Source organism: Cupriavidus phytohabitans (assembly GCF_000426345.1).
In the GTDB taxonomy this organism is placed as follows: Bacteria; Pseudomonadota; Gammaproteobacteria; order Burkholderiales; family Burkholderiaceae; genus Cupriavidus.
Window position 1 is genome coordinate 1 of sequence record NZ_AUFE01000006.1, and the last position, 13217, is coordinate 13217.

Here is a 13217-nt window from a genome sequence, read left to right on the forward strand (position 1 = left end):
GGCGGCTTCCTGTACGACTCCGACTACTACGGCGATGACCTGCCCTTCTGGACCGAAGTGGAAGTCACCGGCGGCGAGAAGAAGCCCCACCTGGTGGTGCCCTACACGCTGGACTCGAACGACATGCGCTTTGCCACGCCGCAGGGCTTCAACACCGGCGAGCAGTTCTTCCAGTACCTGAAGGATGCGTTCGACGTGCTGTATGAAGAAGGCGATCCCGCAGGGCAGGACAGCCCCAAGATGCTGTCGATCGGCATGCACTGCCGGCTGCTCGGCCGCCCCGGCCGCTTCCGCGCGCTGCAGCGCTTCCTCGACTACGTGCAGGGCCACGACAAGGTGTGGATCTGCCGCCGTGTCGACATCGCCCGCCACTGGGCCGAGACCCATCCCTACACGCCCGCCAAGTAACACGCTCGCAAGTAAACCGGATTCAGCATGAGCCAGACCTACACCTTAGCCCAACTCAACACCATGCCTGTCGCGGAATTCGTGCAGGTGCTGGGCGGCATCTATGAACATTCGCCGTGGTTCGCCGAGGCCGCTGCCACGCAACGGCCCTTTGCCGATGCCGCCGCGCTGGCGCAGGCGCTGCGCAGCGCCGTGGATGAAGCCGGCGAGGCCGCGCAACTGAAGCTGGTGCGCGCTCACCCGGAGCTCGCCGGCAAGGCCGCGGTGCGCGGCGAACTGACCGCCGAATCCACGCGCGAGCAAAGCGGCGCCGGCCTGAACCTGTGCACCCCTGAGGAATTCGATCGCCTGCAGGCGCTCAACGCCACGTACAACCAGAAATTCGGCTTCCCGTTCATCCTCGCCGTGCGCGGCTACGACCGCCACGGGATCATCGCGGAGTTCGCGCGCCGCGTAGAAAACTCGCCGAAGGAAGAGTTGCAAACTTGCATCAACCAGATCCATCGCATTGCGCAGTTCCGACTTGACGACTTAGTATCCGCCTGAGAAAAAAAGCGTCACCTGTATAACAAAAAACGCTGTACCCGATGCCGCCGGCACCCAAAGCACCACACCGCACCGAGCCTGAGCCAGGCGGCACGAATATAAGACATTAAAAGAACCCGACAGGGACCCAGTACACAACGTTCCAAGCAGGATCCAAAACCACGGAGGTCTAAACATGCAGAAGCAGTACAAGCCGGCAATGAAGCTGGCGGCGGTAGCGGCTACCCTTCTTTCCGGCACGGCCATGGCCCAGTCCAGCGTGACGCTGTACGGCCAGGCCGACATGTTCGTCGGTGCGGTCAAGAGCCCGGGTGTAGGCGAGCGTGCATGGGTCGCAAATTCGGGCGGGATGCAGACGTCTTACTGGGGTATCAAGGGCACCGAAGACCTGGGCGGCGGCACCAAGGCCCTGTTCGACCTGAACGGCTTCTTCCGCACCGACAGCGGCAACAGCGGCCGCTTCACCGGCGACTCGATGTTCAGCCGCAATGCCTACGTCGGCCTGCAGAACGACAAGGCCGGCACGATCAAGCTGGGACGCAACACCACGCCGTACTTCGTGTCGACCATCCTGTTCAACCCGCTGATCGACTCGTACGTGTTCTCGCCGACGATCTTCCACACGTACTTCGGCGCGACCAGCGGCGCGGTGGTGGATCCGGGCATCATCGGCGACTCGGGCTGGAACAATTCGGTGCTGTACTCCACGCCGAACTTCGGTGGGCTGACCGCCAACTTCATCTACTCGTTCGGCGAGCAAGCCGGTGCCAACGGCAAGAACAAGTGGGGCGGCAACCTGATGTACTTCAGCGGCCCGTTCGCGGCCACCGTTGCCTACCAGCAGGTGCGCTTCAACAACGTGCCGACCGACATGTCCGACGCCGGCCTGTCGCGCCAGGACGCCGCCCAGCTCGGCCTGTCCTATGACTTCAAGGTGGTCAAGCTGTTCGCGCAGGGCCAGTACATCAAGACCCGCGCCACTACCGCGCCGTCCGGCGACACCAAGCACATCGACGGCCAGTTCGGCGCCTCCGTGCCCATTGGCGCCGGCAGCCTGCTGGCCTCCTACGCCTACGGCAAGGTCGACAACTCGCTGGGCGACTTCAAGCGCAACACCTTCGCCGTGGCCTACGACTACAACCTGTCCAAGCGTACCGACGTGTACGCCGCCTACTACTACGACAAGATCACCGGCATCGAGCACGGCGATACCTTCGGCGTGGGCGTGCGCCACAAGTTCTGATGGCGTAACCGCCTCACCTGCTGTCCTGAAGCCCGCCTTTCCGGCGGGCTTTTTATTGCACCTGCACCAGTCACTTAAAGCAGGAAAACATCACGGAATGCTGCGCTGCGCCATTAGATGCCAAGCCAGCGGCGGATCGGAAGCCTTCGCCCCATAGGGGGATTCAATTGGAAGCACTCACTGGCGCTACCTAGATTGGTGTTCCAGGCCTCAAAACTCCATCCCAGAGAGGTGACTCATGCGGCGATATGCGAAGACGCGATCCGAATTGATGGCCATCCTGAACCAGTGCCTCGACAACAACCCCGAGTGCGGCGAATGCGAACTGCACGCGGTGCGAATGCACCAGCCTGACCATACCGGATGCAACTGGAGCGCCGAGGTCGATTTCCGACAGGAGTACGTCGAAAACCTCGACACCCAGCTGGCCGCGGCCAAGTCCATCATCGTGGTCATGCGCGAGCAGTACAACGTGCTGCAATAGCCACCGCACCGAATGCCTGCTGCGCGTACCGTGCGGCAAGGCAGCAACAAGCAAAAAGCCGGGTCATCGACCCGGCTTTTTGCATCCTGGCGCTACGCCAGGCAACTACCCTCTCCGCACATCAGCGAATGGCATTGCACTCCGCCACCGCCACCGCCGTCATGTTGACGATGCGGCGCGCGGTCGCCTGCGGGTTCAGGATGTGCACCGGCTTAGCCGCACCCAGCAGGATCGGGCCAACGGTCACACCCTGCCCGCCCGTGATCTTGAGCAGGTTGAAGGCGATATTGGCGGCGTCCAGCGTCGGCATCACCAGCAGGTTGGCGCTGCCGGCCAGTTGGGTCGACGGCAGGAAGTGGCGGCGCACGTCCTCGTCCAGTGCGGCGTCGCCCTGCATCTCGCCCTCCACTTCCAGGTGCGGTGCCGCCTTGGCCAGGATCGCGGCAGCCTCGCGCATCTTGCGCGCCGACGGGCGGGTCGAGGAGCCGAACATCGAGTGCGACATCAGCGCGGCCTTGGGATGCAGCCCGAAGCGCCTGATCTCCTCGGCGGCCAGCTGCGCGATCGCGGCCAGTTCTTCCGCGGTCGGATCATCATTGACGAAGGTGTCGGTGATGAACAGCGTGTGCTTTTCCAGCATCAGCGCGTTCATCGCGGCGAACACCTTGGCACCCGGCGCCAGGCCGATCACGTCGCGCACATGCTCCAGGTGCGCCTCGAAGCGGCCCACGGTGCCGCACAGCAGCGCGTCGGCGTCGCCCATGTGCATCAGCATGGTGCCGATCAGCGTGTTGGAACGGCGCAGCGCCACCTTGGCCATGTCCGGCGTGACGCCGTCGCGGCCGCGCAGCGCGTGGTAGGCCTCGTGGTAGGCGCGGTAGCGCGGGTCTTCTTCCGGGTTGACCAGGTCGAAGTCCACGCCGGCCTTCAGACGCAGGCCGGCCTTCTCGATGCGCATCTGGATCACGTGCGGACGGCCGATCAGGGTCGGGCGTGCCAGGCCTTCGTCGACCACGCTCTGCACCGCGCGCAGCACGCGCTCTTCCTCGCCCTCGGCGTAGGCGACGCGCTTGGGCGCTGCCTTGGCGGCCGAGAACACCGGCTTCATGATCAGGCCGGTGTGGTAGACGTAGGTCGAGAGCTGCTGGCGATACGCCTCCAGGTCCTGGATCGGGCGCGTGGCCACGCCGGACTCTTCAGCGGCCTTGGCCACCGCCGGCGCGATCTTCTCGATCAGGCGCTGGTCGAACGGCGTCGGGATGATGTAGTCGGGGCCGAACTTCAGCTCGCGGCCACCGTAGGCGGCGGCCACGGCATCGTTCAGCTCGGCTTCGGCCAGCTCGGCGATCGCCTTCACGCAGGCCAGCTTCATCGCTTCCGTGATCTTGGTCGCGCCGCAATCGAGCGCGCCGCGGAAGATGTACGGGAAGCACAGCACATTGTTGACCTGGTTCGGGTAGTCCGAACGGCCGGTCGCGATGATGCAGTCCGGGCGCGCGGCCTTGGCCAATTCCGGGCGGATTTCCGGCTCGGGGTTGGCCAGCGCCAGGATGATGGGCTTGTCGGCCATGGTCTTGACCATGTCGCCGGTGAGCACGCCGGCGGTCGAGCAGCCCAGGAAGACATCCGCGCCCTTGACGATGTCGGCCAGCGTGCGCGCCGAGGTGTCCTGCGCGTAGCGGGCCTTGTTGGCTTCCATGTTGGCGTCGCGGCCAACGTAGATCACGCCCTTGGAGTCCACCACCGAGACGTTCTCGCGCTTCACGCCCAGGCTCACCATCGTGTCCAGGCAGGCGATCGCCGCGGCGCCGGCGCCCGACACCGCCAGCTTGACCTCGGCGATATCCTTGCCTACCACCTTCAGGCCGTTCAGCAGCGCCGCCGCCGAGATGATGGCGGTGCCGTGCTGGTCATCGTGGAAGACGGGAATGTTCATGCGCTCGCGCAGCTTCTGCTCGATGTAGAAGCACTCCGGCGCCTTGATGTCTTCCAGGTTCACGCCGCCCAGCGTGGGCTCGAGCGCGGCGACGATCTCGACGATCTTGTCCGGGTCGCGCGCGTCGAGCTCGATGTCGAACACGTCGATGCCGGCGAACTTCTTGAACAGGCAGCCCTTGCCCTCCATCACCGGCTTGCCGGCCAGCGGGCCAATGTCGCCCAGGCCCAGCACGGCGGTGCCGTTGGTCACCACGGCCACCAGGTTGGCGCGCGAGGTGTATTCGGCGGCGGTGGCGGGATCCTTGGCGATTTCCTCGCAGGCGTAGGCTACGCCAGGCGAGTACGCCAGCGACAGGTCGCGCTGGTTGGACAGCGCCTTGGTCGCGGTGACCTGGATCTTTCCCTTGGTGGGACTGCGGTGGTATTCCAGTGCAGCGAGGCGCAGTTGCGCTTCAGGACTGTTCGGGGCATGTTGCGGTGCATCACCGCTGTTCTGGCTGCTCATTGGCTCGTCCGGAAAGTGGCCCGTGCCGGAAGCGCCCTTCTCCCGCCATGATTCGTATCAGCCGCAATCGGGACAAAGGACCGGCAGCGAAGAAAACCTGGCAGCGAAACTGGCGATTCCGACCACAAGGCCGGAAAAATCGAGCAGTTATTCTAGCCCCGGCATCGTGCAAAGTGCCACCAAAGCCAGTCCCAAAGCCGTATTTTGGGCGGAATGTTCCAGTTAAACAGCTTTTACCAATGGGTATGCAATGAACGCCAGAGGCATGCTCCTGCACGCATTTGCACGCAGCCTTATTTCTGCGGCTTCTCGACTTCAAGCTCGACACGCCGCGGCTGTCCACTGTTCCCCGGGAAGCCCGCGAAGGCGCTGCGGATCAGGTATGGCATCGTCGCTGGCAGGCTGCCGTTCTCGGTCTGGTTCTGCGCCGTGACCTGGTAGACGCGCTTGCCGCTGGCAGCATCCCTGAAATAGACACGCAGGCTCGAGAACAGCACCGTCACGTCGCGCACCACCGTCTGCGGCGGCCAGTAGCCTGGACCCCACGGACCCCACGGCCCCCATGGGCGGTAATAGCCCGGACCCCAGTACGGTCCCCAATATGGCCCCCATGGGCCGTACCAGGGATCGGGATAGACCGTCTCGGCCACGCGCACGATGCCGGGCGCGGCGTCGAAATCCATGCTGATGCGGTAGTGCGCCTGCTTCTCGGGGACCTGCTCATAGCCAACGCCAGACAGCGCCGCGGCCAGCCATTGCTCGTAGGTCTGACGGTCCAGCTGCGCCGCCTGTTCCGGGGTGCGTTCGAAGCTGTAGGTGTGCGGCGCATCGTTCTGCCAGCCGGGCTGGCTGAAGGCGGTGACATCGGTCACCACGGTGCTGGCGCATCCAGTCAGCACCAGCGCCGCAAGCAGCGACAGCGCGCCCCAAAGCCCCGGGAATCCCGTGGACCGACCGCTTCGTTCTTTTTCATTGCCGACACCGCCTGCGCGCTGCCACATAGTGCCACCTCGCTTTCCACACGCTCGAAATCGTCCCGCGTGTCGCTGAGACCACGCGGCACCGGCGGAATTCCCGCCGGCCCGGGTGCGGCGGCGGACGATACCCCGCCACCCCCTTGGCTACAATGAGGACTTCGGCGCCATGCTTCGCCCGCGCGCATGGCACCCTCCCCAACGGTCTTCCGAAGACAGGATCTCTCCATGCTGCGCACCGACACGCCCGTTACCGTCTATCGCAAGGACTATACCGCGCCCCCGTTCGCCATCGACCATGCCGAGCTGGTGCTCGATCTCGATCCCCAGCGCACCATCGTCACCAGCACGCTGCGTTTCGCGCGCCAGCCCGGCGCCGCCGCCGACGCGCCGCTGGTGCTGTGCGGCGACGAACTCGAACTGGTCGGCGTCAGCCTGGACGGCAAGCCGGTGGCCAATGCCACCCAGGACGCCGGCACGCTGACCATCCCCGGGCTGCCCGCGCAGGGCTCGCTCGAGATCACCACCGCGTGCCAGCCCGCGGCCAATACCACGCTGTCGGGCCTGTACGTGTCCAACGGCAACTTCTTCACCCAGTGCGAAGCCGAGGGCTTCCGCCGCATCACCTACTTCCTCGACCGCCCTGACGTGATGGCGACCTTCCGCGTCACGCTGCGCGCCAATCGCGACGCCTACCCGGTGCTGCTGTCCAACGGCAACCTCGTCAGCAAGCAGGACCTGTCCGACGGCCGCCATGAAGCTGTATGGGAAGACCCGTTCCGCAAGCCGTCGTACCTGTTCGCGCTGGTGGCCGGCAAGCTGGAATGCATCGAGGAAAAGATCCAGTCCGCCTCCGGCAAGGACAAGCTGCTGCAGGTATGGGTCGAGGCGCGCGACCTGGAAAAGACCCGCCACGCGATGGATTCGCTGGTCCATTCGATCCGCTGGGATGAACAGCGCTTCGGCCTGGAACTCGATCTCGACCGCTTCATGATCGTCGCCGTCGGCGACTTCAACATGGGCGCGATGGAGAACAAGGGCCTGAACATCTTCAACACCAAGTACGTGCTGGCCAATGCCGAAACCGCCACCGACACGGACTTTGCCAATATCGAGGCTGTGGTCGGCCACGAGTACTTCCACAACTGGACCGGCAACCGCGTGACCTGCCGCGACTGGTTCCAGCTGTCGCTGAAGGAAGGCCTGACGGTGTTCCGCGACCAGGAATTCTCCGCCGACATGATGGGCTCGGAATCCGGCCGCGCGGTCAAGCGCATCGAAGACGTACGCGTGCTGCGCCAGGTGCAGTTCCCCGAGGACGCCGGTCCGATGGCGCACCCGGTGCGCCCCGACAGCTATGAAGAGATCAACAACTTCTACACCGTCACGGTGTACGAGAAAGGCGCCGAGGTCGTGCGCATGTACCAGACCCTGCTGGGCCGCGATGGCTTCCGCAAGGGCATGGACCTGTACTTCGAGCGCCATGACGGCCAGGCCGTCACCTGCGACGACTTCCGCGCGGCAATGGCCGATGCCAATGGCCGCGACCTGACGCAGTTCGGACTCTGGTACAGCCAGGCCGGCACGCCGGTGGTGACCGCCCGCACCGTCTGGAACGGCGACGACGGCAGCCTGACGCTGACGCTGACGCAGCGTTGCCCCAAGGTCGGCATCGAGACCCGCGCCGGCACGCCCGAGAAACAACCCTTCCACATCCCGTTCGCGCTCGGCCTGCTCGGCGCCGACGGCAAGGACCTGCCGCTGCAGCTCGAGGGCGAAAGCGCGCCCGGCGCGACCACGCGCGTGCTCGACTTCACGCAGGCCGAGCAGACCTTCCGCTTTATCAACCTGCCGCGCGGCGCGGAGGCACCGCTGCCGTCGCTGCTGCGCAATTTCTCCGCGCCGGTGATCGTCGATGCCGAGTACACCGACGCGCAGCTGACCTTCCTGCTCGCGCACGACAGCGACGCCTTCAACCGCTGGGAAGCCGGCCAGCGCCTGGCGACGCGCGCGCTGCTGCAGCTGGTCGCCGACGTGCAGGCCGGCCGCGAACTCAAGCTCGACCCGGCGCTGGTCCAGGCCATGCGCGCCGTGCTGACCGACGACACGCTCAACCCCGCCTTCCGCGAGCAGGCGCTGGTGCTGCCCGCCGAAGCCTACCTGGCCGAGCGCATGGGCGTGGCCGATCCCGCCGCCATCCACCGCGCCCGCCAGTTCATGCGCGAAGGTCTGGCCCGCGCGCTCAAGGCCGACTGGCTGGCCGCCTACGAGGCCAACGCCACGCCCGGCGCCTACTCCCCGGATGCCGCCTCCGCCGCCAGGCGCGCGCTGCGCAACCTTGCGCTCGGCTACCTGGCCGACAGTGGCGACGCCGACATGCACGCCCTGGCCGACAAGCAGTACCAGGCCGCCGACAACATGACCGACCGCTTCGCCGCGCTGTCGGCGCTGGTGAACAGCTTCGCGCCCGGGCGCGAGCATGCACTCGCGGATTTCTACGAGCGCTTCGAGGACGACGCTCTGGTGATCGACAAATGGTTCTCGCTGCAGGGCATGCAGCGCGGCAGCGTGGGGCCACAACCGGGGGGCCCGCACGCCGGCAAGCGCACCATCGACACCGTGCTCAGGCTGATGGAGCACCCGGCGTTCAACCTGCGCAACCCCAACCGCGCACGCTCGCTGATCTTCAGCTTCTGCTCCGGTAACCCGGCGCAGTTCCATGCCGAAGACGGCTCGGGCTACCGTTTCTGGGCGGACCAGGTGCTGGCGCTCGACGCCATCAACCCGCAAGTGGCCGCGCGCCTGGCGCGGGTGATGGACCGCTGGCAGAAATACGAGCTGACGCTGCGCGGCCGCATGCGCGCCGAGCTGGAGCGCGTCGCCGCCAGCACCACGCTGTCGCGCGACGTCAGGGAGATCGTCGGCAAGGCGCTGGCCGCCTGAACCCATGAGCACATCAGGGAGGCCCCGCAACGCCACTTTGCCCGGCCAGGGCCGGCCGGGCATGTAGAATTGCGGCCATCCAAGGAGAACCAACCATGACTCGCATCAGCCTCACCCGCTACCTGGTCGAGGAGCAGCGCAAGCACAACACGATCCAGCCCGAACTGCGGCTGCTGATTGAAGTGGTCGCGCGCGCCTGCAAGGCCATTTCCAACGCCGTCAACAAGGGCGCCCTCGCCGGCGTGCTGGGCTCGGCCGGCACCGGCAACGTCCAGGGCGAGACCCAGCAGAAGCTGGACGTGATCGCCAACGAAGTGCTGCTCGACGCCAATGAATGGGGCGGCCACCTCGCCGCGATGGCGTCGGAGGAAATGGAATCGTTCTACGAGATTCCCAACCGCTACCCGAAGGGCGAATACCTGCTGATGTTTGACCCGCTCGACGGCTCGTCCAACATCGACGTCAACGTGTCGATCGGCACCATCTTCTCGGTGCTGCACATGCCCAAGCCCGGGCAGACCGTGACCGAGGCCGACTTCCTGCAGCCCGGCACCCACCAGGTCGCCGCGGGCTACGCCGTCTACGGCCCGCAGACCACGCTGGTGCTGACCGTCGGCAACGGCGTGCACGTGTTCACGCTGGACCGCGAGGCCGGCAGCTTCGTGCTGACCCAGTCCAACCTGATGATTCCGGAAGACACCAAGGAATTCGCCATCAACATGTCGAACATGCGCCACTGGGCCCCGCCGGTGCGCAAGTACATCGACGAATGCCTGGCCGGCAACGAAGGCCCGCGCGGCAAGAACTTCAACATGCGCTGGGTCGCTTCGATGGTCGCCGACGTGCACCGCATCCTGACCCGCGGCGGCGTCTTCATGTATCCGTGGGACAAGCGCGAGCCGGAAAAGGCGGGCAAGCTGCGCCTGATGTATGAAGCCAACCCGATGGCGATGCTGGTCGAGCAGGCCGGCGGCGCCGCCACCAACGGCCACATCCGCATCATGGACGTGCAGCCGGACAAGCTGCACCAGCGCGTGTCGGTGATCCTGGGCTCGAAGAATGAAGTGGAACGCGTCACCCGCTACCACCACGAAGCCGAAGGCAAGGCCTGAGCCTCGCCTTCCGGCAACAGGACGGGGCGCCAGCTGGCGCCCCTTTTTTCATCTCCCCGCAAGCGCAGCAGGCGCCGCCTGGACCGTGCCGCCGGATGGCACCGGCGACACAAAAGGGCTTCCCAAGCCGGAAAAACACTGCTAGTATTGCGGGCTGTTCCAGTTCACCGGAACTTGTTGCCGAAGTAGCTCAGTCGGTAGAGCAGCTCATTCGTAATGAGAAGGTCGGGGGTTCGATTCCTCTCTTCGGCACCAAAAGAATTCAGGGCATCGCCCACGCAAACCCGGACAGCGTCACGCTCTCCGGGTTTTTTGTTGCCCCGCAGCCAAGGAAATGGCGAAGAGATCAGGGCCCCAACCGCCGTGCCCACCAATACCTGAACGGATGGTCGAAGTCGGGATACAGCACCGGCTGGCTGAAGCAGCCGGCGTGCTTCATCAGGAGGTAGGCGACAAGCATGGTCGCCCAAAAAGCAAACAGGTCCATGATGCACGGCCACCCTTGTTTGCCAGGTGGCCGTTTTCATTATAGGGAGCGCTGTCGCTGCGGGGCCGATACCGCACTCCGCACTTACCCTAACCCGGCAAGGTGGATCAGTACACTTCCGGCACGAACATCTCTTGCGGTACCGGATGCCGCACGTAGTCTTCATGCCGCTCGCGCGCCGGCAGCACGATCGGGGGGGCGTCCACGTCCTGGTAGGGCACCAGGCTGAGCAGGTGGTGGATGCAGTTCAGCCGTGCGCGCTTCTTGTCGTCGGCCTGGACCACCCACCACGGCGCCTCGGCGATGTGGGTGCGCTCGAGCATGGTCTCCTTGGCTTTGGTGTAATCCTCCCAGCGCCGCTGCGATTCCAGGTCCATCGGGCTGAGCTTCCATTGCTTGAGCGGGTCGTGGATGCGGCTGAGGAAGCGCAGGCGCTGTTCATCGTGCGTGATCGAGAACCAGTATTTGACGACCTGGATGCCGGAGCGCACCAGCATCTTCTCGAACTCGGGCACTGAGCGGAAGAATTCTTCGTACTGGTCGTCGCTGCAGAAGCCCATCACGCGCTCGACGCCGGCTCGGTTGTACCAGCTGCGGTCGAACAGCACCATCTCGCCTGCCGCCGGGAGGTGCGCCGCGTAGCGCTGGAAGTACCACTGGGTGCGTTCGCGATCGTTGGGCGCGGGCAGCGCGGCCACGCGGCATACGCGCGGGTTCAGCCGCTGCGTGATGCGCTTGATCACGCCGCCCTTGCCGGCGGCGTCGCGCCCTTCGAACAGGATCACCAGCTTGTGGCCGGTGGTCGCGACCCAGCTCTGCAGCCTCACCAGTTCGCCCTGCAGGCGGAACAGCTCGCGGAAATAGTGGCGGCGGCTGTCCTGCTCGGCCGCGTCGGGCAATTGCACGGGGTCGCCGAAGGCCTCGCTGGCATTGCGGTCGTCCAGTTCCAGTTCGATCTCTTCGTCGTAGTAGTCGGCCACTTCGTTGTGGATGCGCCGCACCAGCTCTGCCTCGCCCGGTCTCATCTGCTCCTCCTGTCGGATCCATCGCGGTCGCGCCGATGCTGGCACGCCAGTGTTGCAGGCGCGTGAACGCCTTCGCGCGCTATGCCGCCGGATTGATGTTGTGGTTGTGGCGGAACAGGTTGCCCGGATCGTACTGGCGCTTGACCTCGAGCAGCCGTGCAAAGTTGGGACCATAGGCGGCGCCGACGCGGTCGGTTTCTTCTTGCGTCAGGAAGTTGACGTAGACGCTGCCCAGCGCGAACGGCTCCGCGGCGCGGAATACCTCGCGGGCCCAGCCGATGCAGGCGTCGTCCTCGGCCGGCGTGTCCCAGCGCGCGTGCAGGTTCATGATGAACTGCGCGTCGCGGTTGGCATAGGCGGTGGCGTCCGCCGCCACGCGATTGGTCTGGCCGCCCATCGCGCCGATGAACACCTCGCATTGCGGCGACGGCAGCTTGCCGATCTGCTCGACCAGCATCGCGATCAGGCCGTCGTCGAGCCCGGCGAAGTTGTGCGATTTCCAGTAGTTGCGCGCGCCCGGCGTCAGCAAGGGATCGAAGGCCTGCTGCCATGCCACGAGCGGCATCGGTCCGACATGCTCGCCATAAGGCGTGCCCAGCTTGCGCAGCGGCTCGACCAGCGCGGGGCCATGCTCCGGCGGGCCGATGTAGCAGATCGCCAGCGCCACGATCGGCTTGCCGTGCGCCTCCGGCGGCAGGAACGGCAGAGGCGGGGCCTGGCGCAACACCGCCCAGACCGTCAATTCATCCGGCATGGACTTGAACTGCTCGCGGAAGGCCGGCAGCACGGCGGGAGCCTGCTCGAGCGGGTAGACGATCAGGCCGCCATAGACCTCGGGACCGACCGGATGCAGCCGGAACTCGAACATCGTGACCACGCCGAAGTTGCCGCCGCCGCCGCGCAGCGCCCAGAACAGGTCGGGATGCTCGTCGACGCTGGCGCGCACCAGCTTGCCTTCGGCAGTGACCACATGCGCCGAGACCAGGTTGTCGACGGTGGTGCCGAACTTGCGGCTGAGCCAGCCAAAGCCGCCGCCCAGGGTGAGCCCCGCGACGCCGGTGGTCGAGTTGATGCCCAGCGGCGTGGCCAGCCCGAAGGCCTGGGCCTCATGGTCAAAGTCGCGCAGCGTGGCGCCAGGTTCGACCCAGGCACGCTGTGCCCGCGGATCGATGCGCACCGAGCGCATCGCCGACAGGTCGAGCACCATGCCTTCGTCGCAGATCGCCAGCCCGCCGATGTTGTGGCCGCCGCCGCGTATGGCCAGCAGCACGCCGTTGTCGCGCACAAAGTTGACCGCGGCGATCACGTCGGCGACGCCGGCGGCCTGCACGATCAGTTGTGGCCGGCGGTCGATCATCGCATTCCAGATGCGGCGGGCTTCATCGTAGGCGGCGTCGGCGGGCTGCAGCAGCCGGCCGCGCAGTTGCGCCTTCAGTGATTCGACATGTTCTTGCGATAACTGGCCCATGATCTGTCTCCCGATGCGGTTTGAAACCATCGGACGACGCGCGGCTGCCGGGTGGAGGAAGATGGCCACGAGAACCGATGATTT

10 protein-coding genes, 1 tRNA gene and 1 pseudogene are annotated in these 13217 nt (G+C 65.6%); 7 read left to right on the top strand and 5 right to left on the bottom strand.

The genetic code is table 11. The features are described 5' to 3' along the window. The 4 genes and pseudogenes from K309_RS0106140 to K309_RS0106155 all read left to right on the top strand — a co-directional run. Positions 1–408 (top strand): annotated as a pseudogene (locus K309_RS0106140) (allantoinase); the annotation flags it as partial. A 27-nt stretch (positions 409–435) separates the two neighbouring features. Continuing rightward, the gene (uraD, locus tag K309_RS0106145) at positions 436–954 is read left to right on the top strand and encodes a 2-oxo-4-hydroxy-4-carboxy-5-ureidoimidazoline decarboxylase (protein WP_029045602.1); all 519 of its coding nucleotides are present in this window, start codon (positions 436–438) and stop codon (positions 952–954) included. Positions 955–1129: 175 nt separating this feature from the next. Next, positions 1130–2197: a porin gene (locus tag K309_RS0106150; protein WP_029045603.1), complete on the top strand. Its 1068-nt coding sequence runs from the start codon at positions 1130–1132 to the stop codon at positions 2195–2197. A gap of 238 nt (positions 2198–2435) precedes the next feature. Further along, the gene (locus K309_RS0106155; protein ID WP_029045604.1) at positions 2436–2681 is read left to right on the top strand and encodes a hypothetical protein; all 246 of its coding nucleotides are present in this window, start codon (positions 2436–2438) and stop codon (positions 2679–2681) included. A 121-nt stretch (positions 2682–2802) separates the two neighbouring features. On the opposite strand, the gene K309_RS0106160 is transcribed toward K309_RS0106155, so the two are convergent. Both K309_RS0106160 and K309_RS0106165 read right to left on the bottom strand, forming a co-directional pair. Beyond that, positions 2803–5124: an NADP-dependent malic enzyme gene (locus K309_RS0106160; protein WP_029045605.1), complete on the bottom strand. Its 2322-nt coding sequence runs from the start codon at positions 5122–5124 to the stop codon at positions 2803–2805. 293 nt (positions 5125–5417) lie between these two features. Beyond that, positions 5418–6044 (bottom strand): DUF4136 domain-containing protein, encoded by a 627-nt coding sequence (locus tag K309_RS0106165; protein WP_029045606.1) that lies wholly within the window; start codon positions 6042–6044, stop codon positions 5418–5420. A 282-nt stretch (positions 6045–6326) separates the two neighbouring features. On the opposite strand from K309_RS0106165, the gene pepN reads away from it, so the two are divergent. The 3 genes from pepN (at position 6327) to K309_RS0106180 (ending at position 10408) form a co-directional block, all read left to right on the top strand. After that, entirely contained in the window at positions 6327–9041 is a 2715-nt protein-coding gene (gene pepN, locus K309_RS0106170; protein ID WP_029045607.1) for an aminopeptidase N, read from the top strand. A 95-nt stretch (positions 9042–9136) separates the two neighbouring features. Further along, positions 9137–10153, top strand: coding sequence for a class 1 fructose-bisphosphatase (locus K309_RS0106175; RefSeq protein WP_029045608.1), 1017 nt, complete (start codon positions 9137–9139; stop codon positions 10151–10153). A gap of 179 nt (positions 10154–10332) precedes the next feature. After that, positions 10333–10408: transfer RNA gene (locus K309_RS0106180), tRNA-Thr, on the top strand. Positions 10409–10499: 91 nt separating this feature from the next. On the opposite strand, the gene K309_RS42390 is transcribed toward K309_RS0106180, so the two are convergent. The 3 genes from K309_RS42390 to K309_RS0106195 all read right to left on the bottom strand — a co-directional run bounded on the left by K309_RS42390 (position 10500) and on the right by K309_RS0106195 (position 13133). Then, entirely contained in the window at positions 10500–10640 is a 141-nt protein-coding gene (locus K309_RS42390; RefSeq protein ID WP_198030792.1) for a hypothetical protein, read from the bottom strand. Positions 10641–10747: 107 nt separating this feature from the next. After that, the gene (ppk2, locus tag K309_RS0106190; protein ID WP_029045609.1) at positions 10748–11665 is read right to left on the bottom strand and encodes a polyphosphate kinase 2; all 918 of its coding nucleotides are present in this window, start codon (positions 11663–11665) and stop codon (positions 10748–10750) included. 79 nt (positions 11666–11744) lie between these two features. Further along, the gene (locus K309_RS0106195; RefSeq protein ID WP_029045610.1) at positions 11745–13133 is read right to left on the bottom strand and encodes an FAD-binding oxidoreductase; all 1389 of its coding nucleotides are present in this window, start codon (positions 13131–13133) and stop codon (positions 11745–11747) included. Positions 13134–13217 lie beyond the last annotated feature (84 nt).